General features: G+C 64.9%; 14 protein-coding genes. 9 read left to right on the top strand and 5 right to left on the bottom strand.

Going from position 1 to position 19370, the window contains the following annotated elements; all coding sequences use genetic code 11:
• Positions 1-119: 119 nt before the first annotated feature.
• The 5 genes from ACEN9F_RS25840 to ACEN9F_RS25820 all read left to right on the top strand — a co-directional run bounded on the left by ACEN9F_RS25840 (position 120) and on the right by ACEN9F_RS25820 (position 7069).
• Positions 120-2270 (top strand): TonB-dependent receptor plug domain-containing protein, encoded by a 2151-nt coding sequence (locus ACEN9F_RS25840; RefSeq protein ID WP_413424693.1) that lies wholly within the window; start codon positions 120-122, stop codon positions 2268-2270.
• Positions 2254-3555: an ABC transporter substrate-binding protein gene (locus ACEN9F_RS25835; RefSeq protein WP_413424691.1), complete on the top strand. Its 1302-nt coding sequence runs from the start codon at positions 2254-2256 to the stop codon at positions 3553-3555. The genes ACEN9F_RS25840 and ACEN9F_RS25835 overlap by 17 nt, the downstream gene beginning before the upstream one ends.
• Before the next feature lie 180 nt (positions 3556-3735).
• Positions 3736-4542: a hypothetical protein gene (locus ACEN9F_RS25830; RefSeq protein WP_413424689.1), complete on the top strand. Its 807-nt coding sequence runs from the start codon at positions 3736-3738 to the stop codon at positions 4540-4542.
• A 35-nt stretch (positions 4543-4577) separates the two neighbouring features.
• Complete coding sequence (locus ACEN9F_RS25825; protein ID WP_413424687.1) at positions 4578-5516, top strand: hypothetical protein; 939 nt, start codon at positions 4578-4580, stop codon at positions 5514-5516.
• Between the two features lie 164 nt (positions 5517-5680).
• Positions 5681-7069 carry a DUF3422 family protein gene (locus tag ACEN9F_RS25820; protein WP_413424685.1) on the top strand — a complete coding sequence of 463 codons (1389 nt, stop codon included), beginning with the start codon at positions 5681-5683 and terminating at the stop codon, positions 7067-7069.
• On the opposite strand, the gene ACEN9F_RS25815 is transcribed toward ACEN9F_RS25820, so the two are convergent.
• The gene (locus ACEN9F_RS25815; protein WP_413424683.1) at positions 7054-7896 is read right to left on the bottom strand and encodes an alpha/beta hydrolase; all 843 of its coding nucleotides are present in this window, start codon (positions 7894-7896) and stop codon (positions 7054-7056) included. The two genes, ACEN9F_RS25820 and ACEN9F_RS25815, sit on opposite strands and share 16 nt — an antisense overlap.
• Positions 7897-8058: 162 nt before the next feature.
• On the opposite strand from ACEN9F_RS25815, the gene ACEN9F_RS25810 reads away from it, so the two are divergent.
• From ACEN9F_RS25810 to ACEN9F_RS25800, 3 genes are read left to right on the top strand one after another with little or no spacing between them, the layout of a single operon-like run.
• Positions 8059-8832 carry an alpha/beta fold hydrolase gene (locus ACEN9F_RS25810; RefSeq protein WP_413424681.1) on the top strand — a complete coding sequence of 258 codons (774 nt, stop codon included), beginning with the start codon at positions 8059-8061 and terminating at the stop codon, positions 8830-8832.
• A gap of 31 nt (positions 8833-8863) precedes the next feature.
• On the top strand, positions 8864-9880 hold the full coding sequence (locus ACEN9F_RS25805) for an acetamidase/formamidase family protein (protein ID WP_413424679.1): 1017 nt from the start codon (positions 8864-8866) through the stop codon (positions 9878-9880).
• The gene (locus ACEN9F_RS25800; protein ID WP_413424677.1) at positions 9877-11025 is read left to right on the top strand and encodes a M23 family metallopeptidase; all 1149 of its coding nucleotides are present in this window, start codon (positions 9877-9879) and stop codon (positions 11023-11025) included. The genes ACEN9F_RS25805 and ACEN9F_RS25800 overlap by 4 nt, the downstream gene beginning before the upstream one ends.
• Here the strand turns inward: ACEN9F_RS25800 and ACEN9F_RS25795 are convergent.
• On the bottom strand, positions 11012-11404 hold the full coding sequence (locus tag ACEN9F_RS25795) for a MerR family transcriptional regulator (RefSeq protein WP_413424675.1): 393 nt from the start codon (positions 11402-11404) through the stop codon (positions 11012-11014). The genes ACEN9F_RS25800 and ACEN9F_RS25795 overlap by 14 nt on opposite strands.
• Before the next feature lie 67 nt (positions 11405-11471).
• Here ACEN9F_RS25795 and ACEN9F_RS25790 point away from each other — a divergent pair, with 67 nt between their 5' ends.
• Positions 11472-12707, top strand: a complete 1236-nt coding sequence (locus tag ACEN9F_RS25790; protein ID WP_413424673.1) for an NADH:flavin oxidoreductase/NADH oxidase family protein — start codon at positions 11472-11474, stop codon at positions 12705-12707.
• An 8-nt stretch (positions 12708-12715) separates the two neighbouring features.
• On the opposite strand, the gene ACEN9F_RS25785 is transcribed toward ACEN9F_RS25790, so the two are convergent.
• From ACEN9F_RS25785 to ACEN9F_RS25775, 3 genes are read right to left on the bottom strand one after another with little or no spacing between them, the layout of a single operon-like run.
• Positions 12716-15484: a glycoside hydrolase family 2 TIM barrel-domain containing protein gene (locus tag ACEN9F_RS25785; protein WP_413424671.1), complete on the bottom strand. Its 2769-nt coding sequence runs from the start codon at positions 15482-15484 to the stop codon at positions 12716-12718.
• The gene (locus tag ACEN9F_RS25780) at positions 15484-17814 is read right to left on the bottom strand and encodes a glycosyl hydrolase family 95 catalytic domain-containing protein (protein WP_413424669.1); all 2331 of its coding nucleotides are present in this window, start codon (positions 17812-17814) and stop codon (positions 15484-15486) included. Before ACEN9F_RS25780 ends, ACEN9F_RS25785 begins: the two co-directional genes overlap by 1 nt.
• A complete protein-coding gene (locus ACEN9F_RS25775; RefSeq protein WP_413424667.1) occupies positions 17811-19370 on the bottom strand; it encodes a GH39 family glycosyl hydrolase in 1560 nt (519 codons plus the stop codon). Before ACEN9F_RS25775 ends, ACEN9F_RS25780 begins: the two co-directional genes overlap by 4 nt.

Below are 19370 nucleotides of genomic sequence, written 5' to 3'. Positions count from 1 at the left end.
TGCCGGGGACGGGTTGTTCTGTAAACACAACGCAAGCAAATCCGACAAGCTCCGAAGCTTGTGATCGTGTCGGAATTAGGGAATACTTTGTTAAATAGTGCAGCAAAAGGGGCATCCTCTTGATAGACCGCACCGAGCAGCCGGGCGTCGCTACGCCGGCATCGCCCCGCCTTGCGGGACTGCGGCGCAGTCCCGCGCGCGCAGCCGCGTGCATGCTGCTGTCGTTGGCGGCGGCCGCGGCACCCGCCGCACCCGCTACTCCGGCAGGCGCCGGAGACGATGACAACCTGTTCGATCTCAGTCTGGACCAGCTGCGCAACGTCAAGGTGCTGACCGCCACCAAGACCGCCACGCCGCTGCACGCCACACCCGCCGTGGTCACGCTGGTCACCGCCGACGACATCGCCCGCTACGGCTATCAGACGCTGGCCGAGGCGCTGTCCCACGTGGCCGGCTTTATCGAAAGCGACGACCGCCTCAATCACAACTTCGGCGTGCGCGGCATCAACGCCGGCGCGCAGTCGGCCAGCCGCGCCATCAAGATCCTGCTGGACGGCCAGCCCATCGCCTTCCGCAGCACGCAGCAGCAGTTGATCGGGCTGGAGTTCATCCCGATGAACATGGTCGAGCGCATCGAGATCGTGCGCGGGCCGGTATCGGTGCTGTACGGCGCCGATGCGCTGCTGGGCGCCGTCAACGTCATCACGCGGCGCGACGGCACCGAGCAGCGCATCGCGCTGGCGCATGAATGGTCGGGCGGCGGACGCGATGTCAACCTGCTGGCCGCCAGCGGCAGCGTGCAGTTCGGCGCGCCGGCGGCGCCGGCCTGGCTGGCCTGGGGATTGCAGGCGGCCGACGCCGACCGCAGCGGCCTTCCCCTGCCGCGCATCTCGCCCGACTACCGGCGCTACGCGGCGCTGGGCGCGGCACCGACAGACGACGCCGCGCCGCGCAGCGCCTACCTGCGCATGGGCTGGAACGATGCGCGGGATGAATTGCAGGCCAGCGCCTTCTGGCAGAAGCAGGACAGCGACAACGTCTTCGCCAGCCTCAATCCGCTGCTGCGGCCACCCAGCCACGTCGAGCTGCAGCAGGGCTTTGTGCGCCTGAACGCCAGCCGCCGCCTCAACGAAGAACACACGCTGCGCGCCGCCGCCAGCTACGGCCAGGGACAGCCGGGCGACGGCGACCGCGTGCGGACCGGCGCCGCCGACTACTACCTGCTGCGCGACTTCGGCTACAAGGCGCTCGACGGCAGCGTCGAATGGCTATGGCAGCCGAGCGTCGAGAGCAGCCTGCTGCTCGGCGCCGACGCGCTGCGCGACCGCGAAACGCTGGAATCCTTCCAGCGTCACAGCATCGCCGACGGCGGTAATTTCCAACTCAGCCAACCGGGAAGCAAGACCCTGCGCAACACCGGCCTGTATGCGCAGTGGCAGTTCCCGCTGCTGGCGCAATGGCAGGCCATCATCGGCGGCCGCCACGACCGCCATTCCGTCTACGGCAAGCAGGGATCGCTGCGCGCCGGCGTGGTCGGCACGCTGCCCGGCGGCTGGGGCTTGAAGGCGCTCAGCGGCACCGCCTTCCAGGCGCCGTCGGCCGAGCTGCTGTACCGCAGCGCCGTGCAGCCGGGCGACATCAAGGGCAATCCCGACCTGACGCCGCAAAAGACCCGCACCGTCGAACTGCAACTGAGCACGCCGCCGGCGCCGAACTGGAACGCCGCGCTCACCGCCTACCACACCAAGGTGCGCGGCCTGGTCACGCTGGAGCAGGCCTTCTTCAACCTGGTGGCGCGCAACAGCAGCGACAGCACCGTCAACGGCGTGGAGCTGGAACTACGCTACCAGCGCGACTGGTTCAACGCCTACGCCAACCTGAGTCGCGCCAACACCAACCGCGGCGTCAACCGCTACACGCTGGCGCCGCTGGCCCAGCGCAGCGACGGCGAGCTGTTCCCCTCCAACAGCGCCAATGCCGGCGCCAGCGCCAGCCTGCTCGGGCAGAAGCTGCTGCTCACCGCCGATGTGCGCTACGTCGGCGCACGCCCCGCCGCCACCGCCAACGTGCTGCTGGCGAATCAGGCCTATCACCTGTCCAGCTATGTCGACACCACGCTGGGCGCGCGCTGGAGCTTCGGCAACCGCGCCAGCCTGCGCCTGCAGGTGCGCGACGCCGGCGACAGCCGCTATGTCGATCCCGGCGTGGGCGGCATCGATTATCCATCGCTGGGCCGCCGCTACGGAGTGCAATATGAATACCGCTACTAAGCGCGCCGCAGCGATGCTGGCGCTGGCCGCGCTGGTTTCCTCCTGCGGCGGGGGCGGCGGCTCGGGCGATGCCGTCACGCCGCTGCCGGTCAATCCGATCAAGGCCATGATCGATCCGGATGCGATCAACATCGCTTCCGTCGGCTGGCGCACCTCGACGCGCGACGCCTTTCTGCTGGCGGCCAGGCAGGTCAACGATGCCGGCGGCGTGTTGGGCAAGCGCCTCAACGCGATCGCGCTGGTGGCGCGCGACAACGCCGAGGCGCAGGAGATGGGCCAGCAACTGCTTGACGCGGGCGTCATCGCGCTCAACGTCTCCACCTCCACCCGCGTACTCAACCTGCTGCCGCAGGCGATCGCCAAAGGCGTGCCGATACTGACCGAGTCCAGCTCCTCGCCGGCGCTGACCACGGTGGCCGACAACGACCTGGTGTTCCGCATCGGCGTCTCCGATGTCGACGCCACGCCGGTACTGGCCAACGTCGCCTGGGACGCCGGCAAGCGCCGCGCGGTGGTACTGGTCAATGAAGGCGACGCCTTCGGCGCCGGCTTGGCCAGCCTGTTCTCGCCGGCCTTCCAGCGACTGGGCGGACAGGTGGTCGCCACCGTCACCATTCCGTTCGGCTTGAAGAGCGGCTTCGCCAGCTACCTGCAGAAGGTCTACGACGCCAAGCCGGACGTGATCCTGAACGGCATCCTGGCCGCCGACATCTCCGCCAATGTGCTGAACGAGGCGCTACCCTTCCAGAGCGGCGCCATGTGGCTGCTGCCCGGCACCGCGGCCGGCAACCAGACGTTTATCGACAACCTGGCCGATCCGGCCAAATTAATCAACGGCGTGAGCGGATCGGCCGCCACCATCGGCGCCTACGGCAACGGCTCCTACCAGAGCTTCCGCGCCAGCTACCTGGCGCAGTACGGCAGCGAGCCGCAGGATTTCACCGCGCCGACCTACGACATCGTCATGGTGATGGCGCTGGCGATCGAGCGCGCGGGCCAGGTCAACGGCAGCAAGGCGCCCACCGGCATCATGGTGCGCGACAGCCTGCGCTCCGTGATGAACGCGCCGGGCGACCGGGTCAGGCCGGAAGAAATCGGCGCGGCGTTGGCCTTGGTCAAAGCCGGCAAGGACGTCGACTATGCGGGCGCCTATGCCGCCATCGACTGGGATGCGCACGGCGACATCACCGGCATGGTGCCCTTCACCGTGTTCAAGCTCGATACGGCGTCCCGCAGCTGGGATGCCAGCCAACAACTCGTCATTGCCGTTCCCGCATCCCGCTGACGCCCTCCCCGCCTTACCCCTCCCGCTGAATTTCCATTGTAGGGATTGCCTCACCCTAAATTAGGGAAGCCCCTATATAGAAACGTTGCAACATACAATATCTTATTTAGGCAACATTTTATTATTATTCGATATTAGCCGCAATCCAATGCGAATCAAATAATTCAGCATTAATCAATTGTGGACAGTACTTATCGAACAAAACCTAAACCTAATGGGAAATATATGAATATCAACGGTAATAGCAAAGTAAAACTAGCTTGCCTGACGGTGGTAATTGCCAGCTCGCTGATCACTTCCAGCGCACGCGCGGTCACGCCTGACAATGGGTTCGCCCTCAGCGGCATCTGGACCCAGGCCAAGCTGCTGAAAGAATATATCGACTGGCGCGCCGCGCTGGGCTGGGGAACCATCGGCACGACCAACGTGCTGATCGCGAAGATCACCGGCGCCTCCGGCGGCGCCATGACCAAACAGGTGTTCACCGATATCTGCGGCACTTCGGCGGCGGGCCTCATGGCCAACTGGAAGCCCGCTTCGGAGCCGACCGCCGCCTCGCACATCAAGTCGGTGGTCAAATCGGCCAGTGTCGTCGGCGCCGCCTCCGCCTGCGGCTGGGTCTCGCAGTTTGCGTTCAACAAAATCAACGGCGAGATCCCGAAAGCGCAAAACTTCATCAACAACACCGCGACGCAAACGGAAAAGAACGCCATCAGCAACACCGCGTCGGAGACGAATAGCCAGCTGCTGGCCATGGAAGCGGCATTGCGGTCGTTGTCAAACGCCTACAACGACCATGCGAGCAATCAACGGGACTTCGATGCAAATTGCAAAGGCTCCAACAGCGGCTCGCAATTCTGCAACGATGTCCGGACCAACTTGAAAAATTCCACCAAAAATTACGATGACGCCCTGGCATCGTTCAACCGCCACGGCTCCCAGCTGTCGAATGACATGGCCAGTTTGAACCGGGAAATCCGCTCCTGATCCCCAGCGCTGAGCGATAGCCGTCCGGAGTTTCATTGACCAATGAAACTCCGGCTTCAATAACCACGTCCGGCAAAGTTATGAAACCCTTTTTTAAATCACGCAGTTTTCTTGGTTTGATCGTTACGGCATTGGCCGTATCGATCGCCTATGCACTGATGGCGCCGAAAACCGCCGTCCCTGTTTTAAATAATACCGCCGCACCAGCGGATACACCGCCGGCCAATGGCGCCGCCGCGCGGAATTCAAGTCCGGGCATGTTCGCGTGGGGCGGCTTGGATAATCAACGTAAAAGCAGTTATGCGGATATGGATCCAAAAGAATTCGCGATGAAAGAATCCGATTATGGCGGGCATCCAGCCTATAACAAGGCAAAGCATTATCTTTCCTGCGCTGATTATATTAATTCGTCGAAGAATATAGCCCAGGACCTGGCCGAGCATAGCCTGATGGATCCTTCCGGGAAATCGGCGGACTTCGCCATGTGGCAAGTCGCATTGAAAGAGGAGGAATGCAAAAGCGTGACCAAGGACGATCTGGCGAAAATCGACGAATTGATGCATGCGGCAGCCAAGGCGGGCGACGCCAAGGCCCAGAGCTATGAGCTGGGCAAGGATGCCAATCAGCTGATCGAGGCGGCGCGCACCCGGTCGCGCGAGCACCCGGACCTGGACGCGGCCGTCAGCGACGAGGAAAAAAACCTGCTGGGCCGGGCGACCGCCCTGGCGGAAAAAGGCGACCAGGAGGCGATCTTTCTGGCGGCCAGGTTGACCGCCACGAATCGTTTCGGACAACAGGATGTCACGGCGTCGGCGGCATGGGCCCTGGTGGGGATGCAGGAAAAGGGGCAGTTGTTCAACGCCACCAGCCGGGTGTTCGAGGACGAACCCTATTCGGCGCTGACGCCGGAACAAAAGCAGACCGCCGCGCAACAGGCGCAGCAGCTGTTTAGCCACTGCTGCGCCAGGCGCTGACGCCCCTCGCAAACCGGCCCGAAGACGCTTCTATTGAGTAATATCAACGTTCCGCATCTCTGGTATGCGGAACGCGTCGTTGTGGCGGCGGTCTTAGCCCGATATACTGCAATGCGTCAATGCAGTTTCAGCAAGCCCGATTGCAGTTTATTCAGAGGAAGGTCATGTCTCTCGTTTACCGCGCCAATGCCGATTTCGCCAAGTTGAACCATCCGATGCGCGTGCCGCTGTCGGCGGAAATCCACTCGCGGCCCTTCCTCCAGTTGCAGGCGCCGGAAAGCCTGACCCACTTCGCGCTCTACGAGCAGCAGGACCAGCCGTCGCAAAAATACCATCGCGGCAGCCAGCACCAGATCCTGCAGCAGCTGTGCATGCACTATGGTGTGGCCGTGCCGCATCCGCAGGCGCGCTACTTCTTCCATGACTTCGGCCGCTTCCGCCTGAAGTGGGAATGCCACACCGAGTTCGCCACCTACACCTTCGTCGAACGCGGCGAGCCGGGGCTGGACTGCCGCGCCTCGTTCGACCGCATGCCGCTGCAGCACGTGCCGCAGGAATGGCTGGCCGGCCTGCACGGCAAGATCATCGTCGCCTCGCACGTCCTGCTGTGCAAGGGCGAGCCGGGCGACGTCGCCTCGGCCGATGCGATCCGCGATCTGTTCCAGGGCAAGTCGCTGGTCGGCAGCAGCGTCGGCAGCGGCGCCGAGGTGTGGACCGATTTCCTGATCCAGCCCGACGGCTTCAGCCGCTTCGTGGTGCGCGACCTGAGCCTGCGCGAGTTCCAGGCCGGCCGCCTGGTCGGGCGCCTGCTGGAGATCGAAACCTATCGCATGATGGCGCTGCTTGGCCTGCCGCAGGCGGAAGCCACGCAGCCGGCGCTGAACGGCATCGAGAACGAGCTGGCCGAGCTGACCGCGACCCTGGTGCAGGCCGACCAGCCGTCGCAGGAAGCGCGCACCACCGACGCCCGCGAAGAACAGAACCTGCTGCACCGTATCACCAGCCTGGCGGCGCGCCTGGAAAAACTATCGGTCAGCAACAGCTACCGCTTCGCCGCCTCGCAGGCGTATTTCAGCCTGGTGCAGGCGCGCATCCACGAACTGCGCGAAGTGCGCATCGCCGGCATGCCGACGCTGGCCGAGTTCATGAGCCGCCGCCTGGCGCCGGCCATGCACACCTGCACCTCGGTGTCGCAACGGCAGGAGGCGCTGTCCAAGCGTATCGCCCGCAGCAACGACCTGCTGCGCACGCGCGTCGGCATCGAGCAGGAACGGCAGAACCGCAAGATCCTGCAATCGCTGGATGCGCGCGCGGCCCAGCAACTGCGCCTGCAACAAGCGGTGGAGGGTCTGTCGGCGGTGGCGATCTCATACTACACGCTGGGACTGATCGGCTACGCGGGCAAGGCCATGAAGGCCAGCAACCTGCCCATCAATCCGGACATCCTGACCGGCATCGCCGTGCCGCTGGTGATCGGCTGCGTATGGCTAGGCCTGCGCAGGCTGCACCACCAGCTGGCCGGGGCCAAGTCCCAGGCTCAGACGGTCGGCTGACTGAAACGGCTCGCCAGGAAACTGGCGATGCGGTGCTGCGTGGATTCCAGATAAGGGATGTTCATGTGGTCGGAATCGGGAACGATTTCGTCCGCATGCAGCTTGCCGAGCTTCTGCACCAGCAGGTCGGTATGCGAATGCGGCACCACGTCGTCGAAGGCGGCGCGCAGCACGTAGGTCGGCGCCAGCAGCTGGTGCGCGTATTTGACCGATTCGAATTTATGCCGCAGCACATACTCCACCGGGATCGCCTTGAACTTGCGCTTGGCGATGGCCAGGATGGAATCGTAGGGCGTGATCAGCACGATGGAGTTGGCGTCGCGCTCCATCGCCACCTGCACCGCCACGCCGGAGCCGAGGCTGCGGCCGACCACCGCGATGCGCTTGGGGTCGACGTGATGGCGCTCGCTGAGCCAGTCGAACAGCATGCGGCCGTCCTCGACGAAATGCTCCTCGGCCGGATCGCCGTGCGAATCGCCGTAGCCGCGGTAGTTCACCGCCAGCACCGCCATGCCGGGGAACAGCTTGCCGGCGTCGCGCGCGACCCAGGACACTTCCTCGGAACGGCCGCCGAAATACACCACGCCCGGATGCGGCCCCTTCACCGGCGGCGTCATCAGCCAGCCGGACAGGCGCGTGCCATCCTTCGAGCGCACCACGATGGGCCGCGTGCGGTGGCCGGTGCTGTAAGGCTTCAATACCTCGCGCTTGCTGCCGAGAGGGTTGAACAGCAAGCGCTTCTGGTTCGCCGCCACCGCTGCGGTCAGCCCCATCCACAGCACGCTGACGATGCCGGCCAAACCCGCGACTTTTTTGGAATTGTTCATAGCTCCTACTTTACTCTTGTCCCACGTTGGCGCCGTGCGCCCACGCACAAAATACCTTTCAACGTGGTATAGACCCTACATCGGGGCGCGTTGCCTGTTTCTCAAGGCGCGGGGGACAACCCGGTATAATCTGCGCTTCGCTTTTTCAATACCAAGCTGACAATGAAACCTGCCGTCGTCCTGCTGCACAGCTCCATGAGTTCCAAGTCCCAATGGCTGACACTGAAAGAACAACTGGGCGAAGATTTCCGCTTTCTGCCGGTGGACCTGCTGGGCTACGGCGCCTCGCCGTTCCCGGCCGACGCCGATGGCGACTATGTGCACACGCTGGCGCATGAGGTGGACGCCGTGATCGCCGCGCTCGCCTCGCGGCTGGAGCCGGGCGAATCCTTCCACCTGGTCGGCCACTCCTTCGGCGGCGCCTGCGCGCTGCACATGGCGCGCCGCATGCCGCAGCGCGTGCTGTCGCTGACGCTGTTCGAGCCGGTGGCCTTCCACCTGCTGCCGGCGCAGGACGCCGCGCGCATCGAGATCGTCAACGTCGTGGCCGGCATCGCCGCCAGCGCCACCGACCGCGACGCCACCCGCATCTTCATCGACTACTGGAACCGCGCCGGCGCCTTCGACGACGCGCCGCAGGCGGCGCAGGACAAGATGATCGCGATGATCGCCAAGGTGCGGCTGGACTTCCAGGCCCTGCTGGGCGAGCCGGCCACGCTGGCCGACCTGTCCGGACTGACGATGCCGGCGCTGGTGATGGCCGGCCAGCGCAGCCCGGCCTCGACCCGCCTGCTGGCCGAACAGCTGGCCGCCGCGCTGCCCAACGCCACCGCCATGCAAACGCGCGGCGGCCACATGGGACCGATCACCCACGCCGACGCCGTCAACCCGGCCATCGCCGCCTTCCTCAGCGGCGCCGAAGTGACCACCGACTAAACCTCCGACCAACCCAACGAAAGTCCACGCCATGCGCCTGACCGTCCTGCTGCCTTGCCTCCTTCTGTGCCACGCCGCCGCGACGGCGGCGGAATACAACCTGCCGGCGCGGCCGGACACCGTGGCCTGGGGTTACTACTCCGGCCAGTCCAAGCCGGTGCTGACGGTGCACAGCGGCGACACGGTACGCATGCAAAGTCTGTCCACCTGCGGCACGCCGGAACGCATGATCGGCAACGGCGTCAAGCCGGAAGACATCCCGCCCTACACCGCCGCCATCTACAACGAGGTGAAGGACAAGGGGCCGGGCGGGCATATCCTCACCGGCCCGGTCGCCATCGCCGAAGCGGAACCGGGCGACGTGCTGGAAGTGCAGATCCTCAAGGTGGACCTGGACGCCAGCTTCGCCTGCAACGGCTTCTCGCTGGGCAAAGGCTTCCTGCCGATGGAGTATCCGTACAGCCGCAGCAAGATCGTGCCGCTGGACCGCGAAAAAATGATCGGCCACTTCGGTCCCGGCATCGAGATCCCGCTGCGCCCCTTCTTCGGCAGCATGGGCGTGGCCCCGGCCGGCGGCAAGATCGACAGCGCGCCGCCGTTCGCCCACGCCGGCAACATGGACAACAAGGAGCTGGTGGCCGGCACCACGCTGTACATCCCGGTGGCCGTCAAGGGTGCGCTGTTCCAGGCCGGCGACGGCCACGCCGCGCAAGGCAACGGCGAAGTGGACATCACCGCGCTGGAGACTTACCTGAGCGGCAGCTTCCGCTTCATCGTCCACAAGAACCGCCGCCTGCTGTGGCCTCGCGCGGAAACGCCGACCCACATCATCACGATGGGATTCAGCCCGGACCTGAAGACCGCGACCGAACACGCGCTGCGCGACATGCTCGACTACCTCGTCACCGAAAAACACCTGAGCCGCGACGACGCCTACATGCTGGCCAGCGTGGCGGTGGACATGGAGATCACGCAGCTGGTCGACGGCAACGTTGGCGCGCATGCCATGCTGCCGAAGAAGGTCTTTACCGCCACCATGGCCAAATGATGCGCCGCGCCCTGCTGCCGCTGCTGCTGTCCATGGCGGGCGGCGCCATGGCCGCGGCCCTGCCCGCACCGGTCGATGTCCACGCGCTGCAGCAACCGCAGGCCGTGCAAGGCACGGACGGCGTACGCCGGCTGTACTATGAACTGGACATCGGCAACTACTACGCCGACACCGGCACGCTCAGGCTCACCGATATCGCCGTGTATGCGGACGACGGCACTACGCCGCTGGCGAACTTCAGCGGCGCCGGCCTGGCTCCCCTGCTGCAGCCTGGCCGGGAACTGGAGGCCGACGACAGCCTGGCGATCAAGGGCGGCCGGCACGCGCTGGTCCTGATCGCCGCGCCGCTGCCGAAGCAGGCCGGTACGCTGCGCCACAAGCTCACGTTCAAGAATGAAAAGGGCGAGCTCCAGACCGCGGACGACATCCCTGTCGCCATCACCGCTGCGCCGCCGGTGGCGATAGGCGCGCCGCTGCACGGCGGCTTGTGGCTGGCCGATGAGGGCCCCGGTCACGCGCAGTCGCACCACTGGGGCAGCGTGGTCGTTCAAAACGGCCGCGCCACCATTCCGCAGCGCTACGCCATCGACTTCTTTGGACTGGACGCCAACGGCCATGCCGTCAAGGCGCCGATAGAGAAACTGGCGGAGACTTCCGTCGGCGATTGGTTCGGCTGGAATACGGAAGTACTGGCGGTAGCCGACGGCGTCGTGCGCGACCTGCGGGATGGCGTGGCCGACCGCAGGCCCTTGTCGCCGCAGCAGGAACCGGAGGAATTGACCACGCGCTCCCTGTACGGCAATTTCGTCGTGCTGGAAATCGCGCCCCATGTCTACGCCCACTACGCCCATCTGCGGAACGGCAGCATCCAGGTCAAGCCGGGACAGCGCGTCAAGCGCGGCGCGGCGCTGGGCCGCCTTGGACTGACCGGCGGCGCAGGCGCGCCGCATCTGCACTTCCATCTGGCGGATAAAGCCAGCTTCGCCGACTCGCAGGGCCTGCCGTTTGTATTCGACACCTACACGCCGCTGGGCCACACGACCGAAAGCGAAGCGCTGAACCAGGCCAGCACCATCCAGCTGACGCAGAAGGCGGTACCGCTGCGGCGGCGCATGCCGGTGAACGGCGACATCATCGGCTTCTAAGCGCCAGGGGGGAGTTGTCCGGACATTCATTCTTTGCCCAGGACTCCCGCAGCTTCTGTTCCGTTGCCAGCAACGACGCGCGCTGCTCCTGCAGCGTCAGCATCATCTTGTCGATTTCAAGCAGCCGCGCGGCCATGTTCTGCATCAGGCCATCCTTCAGGGCATCGCCTTCGAGCGCCAGCACCGCGCGAATGGCATCCAGCGTAAAGCCCAGGCTCTGGCCTATGTCGATCACATGCAGCTGCTCCAGCGTGCCTTCGCCATACTCGCGGTAGCCGTTGGCGCCACGCCTTGCCTTGGGCAGCAGGCCCACCCGCTCATAGTAGCGGATTGCCGATGTGGCAAGACCCGAGCGCTCCGCCAGTTCCCCTATCTTCATTTTGCTTGACCTTGAAGTTGACTTCAAACTTAGCATACCGTATTTCCTTACCGATGACGGAACCGCCATGATGTTCAGCCCACTCACCCTGCCCAACGGCAGCACCATTCCCAACCGCTTGGCCAAGGCCGCGATGGAGGAGAACATGGCCGATGCCGGCCAACTGCCAGGCCCCGCGCTGCATCGCCTGTATCGGCGCTGGGCGGAAGGCGGCGCGGGCCTGATCATCACCGGCAACGTAATGATCGACGGCCGCGCGGTGACCGGTCCGGGCGGCGTGGTGCTGGAGGCGGGAACGCCTCTGGCGCCGTTCAGGCAATGGGCGCAGGCCGCGCGGCAGCACGGCGCGCAGGTTTGGATGCAGATTAACCACCCGGGCCGCCAGGTCATGGCCAACCTGGGCGGCAACGCATGGGCGCCGTCGGCGGTGGCGCTGGAGATGGGCAAGCACAGCAAACTGTTTGCGCAGCCTGTCGCCATGACGGCCGCGCAGATCGCCGAAGTCGTCACCCGCTTCGCCGCGACGGCGCATGCCGCCGAGCAGGCTGGCTTCAACGGCGTGGAGATTCACGCGGCGCACGGCTACCTGATCTCGCAGTTCCTGTCGCCGCTGACCAACCAGCGCAAGGACGAATGGGGCGGCAGCCTGGCCAACCGTGCCCGCCTGCTGCTGGAGGTTGTGCGGTCGGTGCGCGCGCGCGTGTCGCCGGGATTCAGCGTCGCGGTCAAGCTGAACTCCGCCGACTTCCAGCGCGGCGGCTTTTCGGAGGATGACGCGAAGCAGGTCATGCAGCTGCTGAACGAGCAGGCGGTCGACATGATCGAACTGTCCGGCGGCAGCTACGAAAGCCCGGCCATGCAGGGCCGCACCGCCGACGGCCGCACGCTGGCGCGCGAGGCCTACTTCCTGGAGTTTGCCAAGGAATTGGCCGCCGTCGCGCGCATGCCGGTCATGACCACCGGCGGTATTTCGCGTCCGGCGGTGGCCGAGCAGGTGCTGGCCAGCGGCGTCGCCATGGCCGGCATCGCGACGGCGTTGGCCGAGGTGCCGGACCTGCCGCTGCAGTGGCGCGCGGGGCACGCCCCGGCGGCGTTGCCGCCACCGGTCAACTGGAAGGACAAGACGATGGTGGCGATTGCCAGCATGGCGCTGGTGAAGCGCAGGCTGCGTGCGCTGGGCGACGGCGGATCAACGACACAGCGCTACTCGCCGCTGTTCACGCTGATCATGGACCAGCTGCGATCGGGACGGATGGCCAAGCGCTACCGCGCGTGGCTGCAGCAATACCCGCACCAGGCGTAGCCACACGTCTAGTCGCCGACTACGATGTCGATGGTGTTCTCCAGCCAAATGCCCAGGTTGGGCGTGCGCGCTTGCTGCGCCGACGGCCCCAGTTCCGCAGGCGGATGGAACTTGGTGCCGATCGGGAGGATCGCGTTGAGGAAGGAGATGTCGCCCGGCGGGAAATCGACATGCGTAGCCTTCGGCTCGAAGCCCGCGCCGCTGGCTTCCCTGGGCTTGAACATGCCTAGCGCGATATCGTCCGCATGGTTGATGAAGGTGATCGGCAGGTTCTTCGTCGCCAGCTCGGCCCAGTAGACTTTGTCGTGGAAGCCCTTGAACTCGGGGTAGTTCCAGGACAGCCCGGAGACCGTGTCGTTGTAGTCCTTCTGCCAGACATCGAACTCCACCCCTTGCGTACGGTTCTTCCATACGCGATATGGGCCGCGGCCCAGCCAGCGCATCGACTTCACCTCCGCCTCAGGATAGTCGAAGGTCACGCCCAGCGCATCGACGTACTTGCTGCCCTCCATCTGGTAGGCGTAGTTCACGCTCAGCGTGCCGGCGGCGCTCAGGCGCCATGTCACCTTGCGCAAGTTACCGGTGTACTCGGCGGCGACCACGACGTCGCCATTGTCGCTGCTCGCCTGCATGCTCTTCAACGCAGCTTTACCGGCAACCAGGCGCGGGCCGTTCGTCAGCGGCGCGATGACGCCGCCCTTTTTGAGCTCGTGCAGGTAGCCGGTGGTCTTATCGATAGTGACGGCGAGCGGGCCGGCCCGCAACAGATAGCTGTCCGTCTGCTCGGTCAGCGTGGCGGGCACCGGCACGGCCGAAGCAGCGCGCATGCGCCCGGCGACTTGCTGCGGGCTGGCGATCATCCACGACCAGGTATAAATCTGCCGGCCATCGCGATCCGTCGCGGTCAGATACAGCGCATCCTGCTGCGCCCAATTGCGCGGCAGCGCCATGCTGGCTGTCCCGCGCATGCCGGCGGTGACATCGGGCGATTTCACGCTGCCCTGCGCGACCACCGCATGCCCGGCGGCGCGGCCGAACTTTACCAGTTTCCAGTTCAGCTTCACCTGGTTCAGATTGGTGAAGTCGTAGCGGTTCTCCAGCGTGAGCTTGCCGTCGAAGGTGGGCGGCAGCGACGCCATCTCGGACAACGGCAGGTACACCGGCGACCATATCTTCTTGATCGCAAAGAAGCTGCCCTCCTTCTCGCGATACGGCCCGACGATGCCGTCCGGCGCCAGGTTGCCGGCGACGTCGATCTCGCCATTGCGGTCGTCACGCACGATGCCCTCGTCGGCAAAGGCCCAGATAAAGCCGCCTGCGCTGAGCGGGTTGGCCAGCATGGCGTTCCACCAGTCGTTCAGGCTCGCGCCCGCGCCGCCGTCGTACAAGCCATGAAGGAACTCGGTCGGCATGAATACGTCGCGTCCATTGAACAGCGATGTTGCGCAGCAGTTGAAGGTCGGATAGTGCGCCGTATCGATGCCGCCGAAGTTCTCCCACGGGTGGATCACCGGCCGTTTCTGCGCATCCCACTGCGGATACAGCTTATCCAGATTGCGATTGAAGCCGCCCTCGTTGCCGTTGGCCCAGAAGACGATCGATGGGTGATGCTGGTCGCGCTGTACCAGCTCTTTCACCAGCGGCGTGGAGACATCGGTATCGTAGGACTTCTGCCAGCCGGTCAGCTCGTCGATCACGTACAGGCCAAGTTCATCGGCCACGTCGAGGAAATGCGCATCCGGCGGATAGTGCGACATGCGCACCGCGTTCATGTTCATTTCCTTCATCAGCTTCGCGTCCAGATAGCTCAGCTCTTTGCTGCTGGCGCGGCCGGAAGTCGGCCAGATCGTATGCCGGTTCGAGCCCTTCAGGCGCACCTTGGCGCCGTTGACGTAAACGCCGTCGCGCGGACGCAGCTCGATGGTGCGGAAGCCTATGGTCCTGCTGACTTCATGCACCACCTTCTTGCCGTCGACCAGCTGGAACCGAACCTGATAGCGCTGAGGATTCTCGGCCGACCACGGCACGACGCCATCGATATGGCCGCGCAGATGCACCTTGCCATCCACCACATCCGCGCCCATCTCCTTGCCGAGCACCTTGCCTTGCAGCGTAGTGACGCGCGCCGTGACCTTGCCGGAGGCAGCGCCGGCCAGGAAGACATCCGCATCGAAGTCCCCGGTATGGCGCGCATCCAGGCTCACGCGTTCGATATTGGTGTGCGGCTTGGCCTCCAGCCACACAGGCCGGTAGATGCCGCTGAACAGCCAGTAGTCCGAACTGCGCTCGGCGCGATTGACGGATTCGTTGGCGGAATAGCGGTTGACCGTGACCTCCAGCTGGTTGGCCTCACCGGGCTTGAGCAACCGCGAGATATCGTAGCGGAACTCGTAGAATCCGCCCTGGTGCATCGCGCCCGCCGCCTGCCCGTTCACCTTGACCAGCGTGTCCGTCATCGAAGCGCCGAACACGATGTCGACCTGCTTGCCGCGCCAATCGGCGGGCACGCTGAATCGATAGCGATAGATGCCGGTCTTGTCCGGCGCCGGATCCTTCTGCCAGTCGTTGGAATAGCGGTAGGTACCGAAGCCCTCCATCTCCCAATTGGACGGCACCGGTATCGTCTTCCACGCGCCGCTATTGCGGCCACCATCGACGAAGAACTCCCAGTCGACCCGATGATCCTTGTCGGTGCCGCTCAGGTACCGGACCTGCGTCGGCTCCGCAAAACACTGGCTGCCAAGCGCCAGTAAAAGGACACTCAGCAGCCGGCGCATCAGAGCTTCGCTCCGAGGCGTTTGCTTTCGCCAGCCTTCAGGTTCAGCGGCACGACCTTGTCGCCGTAGCGCACCTTGCCGCCGCCCTCGCCCGCCGTGCGGCGTATCGTGGCGGAGGTCAGCTTGCCCTTGGCCCAGGCCAGGTCGACCTCGTAGCCGCCGCGTGCGCGCAGGCCCTTGACCGAGCCGTCCGGCCACGCCGACGGCAGCGCCGGCAGCAGGTGCAGCTCGCCGGTCTGCGACTGCAGCAGCATCTCGCAGATGGCGGCGACGGCGCCGAAATTACCGTCGATCTGGAACGGCGGATGGGCGTCGAACATATTCGGATACGTGCCGCCGGCGTTGTTGGACTCCGTGCCCTGGCCGCTCTGCTGCGCCGCGCGCGCGCCGGGCTTGGCCAGCTGGCCGCGCAGCATCTTATAGGCGTGATCGCCATCCAGCAGGCGCGCCCAGTAGGCCGTCTTCCAGGCCATCGACCAGCCGGTGCCGGCATCGCCGCGACTATCCAGCGAGACGCGCGCGGCGGCCGCCAGTTCAGGCGTCTTGGTCGGCGAGATCTGGCGGCCGGGGAACAGGCCAAACAGGTGCGACACGTGGCGATGGGTATCGCCCGGCTTGTCGAGCACAGGATCCTTCTTCTCTTGCATCCACTCCAGCAGCTGCCCCCAGCTGCCGACGCGCGGCGCCGCCAGCTTGTCGCGCATGGCGGCGATCTGGTCGCGGTACGTCACGTCGCCCAACGCATCCGCCGCTTCCACGGTGTTGTTGAACAGGTCCCAGATGATCTCCTGGTCGTAGGTCACGCCGTCCTCGATCGGGCCGTGCTCCGGCGACCAGCCCAGCGGCGCCACCAGGCGGCCGTCAGGCAGCTGCTTGAGGTAGTCCTGCCAGAAGGCCACGGCCTCCCGCATCACCGGATAGGCCACGCTGCGCAGGTAGGTCTTGTCCTGCGTGTAGGCATAGTGCTCCCAGAAGTGCTGCGCATACCAGGCGTTGCCGGTCTTGTTCCACACATAGCCCATCGCGCCGAAGGGATTGGACTCGGTGCGCACGGTCCAGCCGCGCACTGGCTTGCCGGCGGCGCTGACGAAGGTTTCCTCGCGCTGCACGGCGGTGCCGCTCAGGTCCGGCGGCGCCATCGCCACCGAGGCCGGATCCGCGATCGCCTTGGCCGCCGTGTCGGCGATCAGCTGGCGGTACACCGGCGCCATGCCCTGCACGAAAGCGAAGAATGGCAATGCGTTCTGCGACAGGTTGGCCGGTTCCGCCGGCCAGTAGTTCATCTGGATGTTGATATTGGTGTGGTAGTCCGAATTCCACGGCGGCGTCAGGCTGTTGTTCCACAGTCCTTGCAGATTGGCCGGCAGCGAGTCGCGCGAACTGGAGATCAACAGGTAGCGGCCGTACTGGAAGAACTGCGCCTCCAGCCCAGGATCGTTGCCCTCCGCCGTATAGGTCTCGATGCGCTTGTCGGTGGCCAGCGCGCGGCGTGCCGCCGAAGCCGTGCCGAAGTCCACGCTCATGCGCTTGAACTGCGCGTGAAAATCCTTTTGATGCTCAGCCAGCAGCGCCGGCCACGGACGCCCGGCGGCGCTCACCTGCGCCGTCACGCGCGGCAGTGGATGCTCGCCCTGGAAACGCTTGGCGGCGTCGATCACGTAGCTGGTGCCGGCGCCGAGTATCAGCGTGACGGCGTCGCTGCCGGTAAAGGTGATCTTGTTGCCGTCGATCGCCAGCGTACCGCCTTCATTGAGCACCTGTACCTGGCTGGCATAGTCCATCGCGTTGCTGGATGCCTGTCCCTTGCCTTTCAGCGAGCCGGTGGCGACGATGCGGTTGCCCAGTGCATTGATCTGCGCGTCGTGCATGTCGGTCAGCTCGATGGAGCCGGTGTACTGGCCCCGCTTGTCGGCCGTCAGCCGCACCGCGATCACCTGCGCCGGATAGCTGGCGAAAGCCTCGCGCTTGAACTTGACGCCGCCATGGGTATAGCTGACGGTGTGCAGGCTCTGGCCGATATCGAGCTGGCGCGCGTATGCCGTCGTGCCCTGCTCGTGGCCCGGCAGGTTGATGTACACGTCGCCAAACGGCTGGTACGCGCCCATCGCCTTGTCGTCGCCGGTCCACAGCGTGATGTCGTTGAACTGGAGGCGCTCTCGCGCCAGTTGGCCGAAGATCATCGCGCCGATGCGGCCATTGCCGATCGGGAGCGCCTCCTTCTCCCAGCCCGCAGGCGTATCGGGCGCGGGCTGGGTGTAACGCAGCGTCAGGTCGGTGGCCGCCGACGCGCCGGCAACCGCCAGCAAGGTAATGCACAGTAGGGTTTTCATTTCGGTGTGATCTTGACCAGCACAACATCATTGGCGCGCATTGCCACCTTCACGCTGGCGATACCGGATTTTCCAACGCGGACAACGCTGCTCTGTGGACGATCCTCGGTCTTCGCGTTCAGCGCCGCAAGCTGCTGCGCGGTCAGCGTTTTCGGCAAGCCCATTTCCAGGTATGCGGTATGCGCATCATTTTCCTTGAAGCCGGTACGGTAGATATTGACCGCGTAAGCGCCAGGCTTGAAGCCTTTCAGGTCCAGGCTGACCGGCTTGGACGCACGGGTCGGCTGCACGGTGGTGTAGTAGCCGCGATTGCTCTTGTCCTGCTTGGGCGTCTGGAAGTCCCAAGCCAGCACCTGCACGCCGCGTCCGTCGCGCGCGACATAGCTTTGCTTGTCGGCGGTTTTCAGTTCCGTATCGCCCAGCTGGTTCAGGTACTTGTAGGCGAACCACGAAGGCTTGCGGACGCCCTGTGGATTCATCAGGCCAAAGCCCCCCTCGAACGGCGCGGTCGGCGGCCCCGGTTCCTCGAACAGGTCGCTGTAGGTCCAATAGCTCATGCCCTGCACCAGGCCTTCGGTGGCTTTGAGCTTGCTCAGGATGTAGGCGGCGCTGATGTAGGAGTCGTGCACCGGATCGCGCGGCGTGTAGCTCGTACTCCACTCGGTGAAGTACATCGGCATCGCGCCATGGCCTGCGGCTGCCATCTGCTGCCGGACATTGCGCACGTCGCCGACAATGGCGTCCGGCGATGGCGACAGCTTGGTATCGTCCTTGCCGTTTTCGTCGAGGAAGCCGCCGTCCACGCCATAGGTATGGGTGGTGACGAAATCGACCACCGCGCCGGAGGCCTTGGTATGCGCCAGGAACTCCGGCACCCAGGCCGCGCCGGCGGTGGACGGACCGCCCACCTTCAACGCTGGATCGATATTCTTGATGGTGCGCGACGACAGGTCGAACAAGTCGAAATAGGCTTTCTGGTCGGCCTTCTCCCAGAAACCATCCAGGTTGGGTTCGTTCCACACTTCAAAGAACCAGGTCCGGACTTCCTCCTTGCCGTAGCGCTGCTGCATGTGACGCACGAAGGCGTCCAGCAGACCGGCCCACTTCTTCGGATCGGGATGGGAGGTATTGCCCTTCCAGTAGAAGATGCTCAGGTCCGAGCTGCGCATCGCCAGCGGCGTGAAGCCCAGCTCCACGAAAGGCTTGATGCCGATCTTCAGCAACTGGTCGTACAGGTAATCGATCTTGGTCCAGTCGTACACCGGCTGTCCGTCGACTTCCTTGTAGGTGCCCAGCACGTCGTGGAAGATGGCATGGAAGCGAATGTAGCGGAAGCCCAGTTCGTCCTTGGCGATCTTGAGCTGGGCCAGGCTGTCGTCGCGTATCAGCGTGCCCGGGTAGTCGGAGCCGACGGACAAATCGGCAAAACGGTCGCGCGGCGCCGAAGCGCCGCCGAGATCGACCGGGATATGGCGCAGGTCGGCGGCGCCAACGGTGGCGGCGGCCACCGTGGTGCCTGCCGCGAGCAGCAGGGAGAGTGCGGTTCGCGGCTTCAT

This window comes from Duganella sp. CT11-25 (genome assembly GCF_047302815.1).
Classification (GTDB): domain Bacteria; phylum Pseudomonadota; class Gammaproteobacteria; order Burkholderiales; family Burkholderiaceae_D; genus Rugamonas.
This window is presented reverse-complemented; position numbering and strand designations above follow the sequence as displayed.

What these genes read in the sequence shown, in the direction of transcription:
- ACEN9F_RS25835 (WP_413424691.1), top strand. Translation starts at nt 2,254, where the DNA reads ATGAATACCGCTACTAAGCGCGCCGCAGCGATGCTGGCGCTGGCCGCG.
- ACEN9F_RS25820 (WP_413424685.1), top strand. Translation starts at nt 5,681, where the DNA reads ATGTCTCTCGTTTACCGCGCCAATGCCGATTTCGCCAAGTTGAACCAT.
- ACEN9F_RS25815 (WP_413424683.1), bottom strand. Translation starts at nt 7,896, where the DNA reads ATGAACAATTCCAAAAAAGTCGCGGGTTTGGCCGGCATCGTCAGCGTG.
- ACEN9F_RS25810 (WP_413424681.1), top strand. Translation starts at nt 8,059, where the DNA reads ATGAAACCTGCCGTCGTCCTGCTGCACAGCTCCATGAGTTCCAAGTCC.
- ACEN9F_RS25805 (WP_413424679.1), top strand. Translation starts at nt 8,864, where the DNA reads ATGCGCCTGACCGTCCTGCTGCCTTGCCTCCTTCTGTGCCACGCCGCC.
- ACEN9F_RS25800 (WP_413424677.1), top strand. Translation starts at nt 9,877, where the DNA reads ATGATGCGCCGCGCCCTGCTGCCGCTGCTGCTGTCCATGGCGGGCGGC.
- ACEN9F_RS25795 (WP_413424675.1), bottom strand. Translation starts at nt 11,404, where the DNA reads ATGAAGATAGGGGAACTGGCGGAGCGCTCGGGTCTTGCCACATCGGCA.
- ACEN9F_RS25790 (WP_413424673.1), top strand. Translation starts at nt 11,472, where the DNA reads ATGATGTTCAGCCCACTCACCCTGCCCAACGGCAGCACCATTCCCAAC.
- ACEN9F_RS25785 (WP_413424671.1), bottom strand. Translation starts at nt 15,484, where the DNA reads ATGCGCCGGCTGCTGAGTGTCCTTTTACTGGCGCTTGGCAGCCAGTGT.
- ACEN9F_RS25780 (WP_413424669.1), bottom strand. Translation starts at nt 17,814, where the DNA reads ATGAAAACCCTACTGTGCATTACCTTGCTGGCGGTTGCCGGCGCGTCG.
- ACEN9F_RS25775 (WP_413424667.1), bottom strand. Translation starts at nt 19,370, where the DNA reads ATGAAGCCGCGAACCGCACTCTCCCTGCTGCTCGCGGCAGGCACCACG.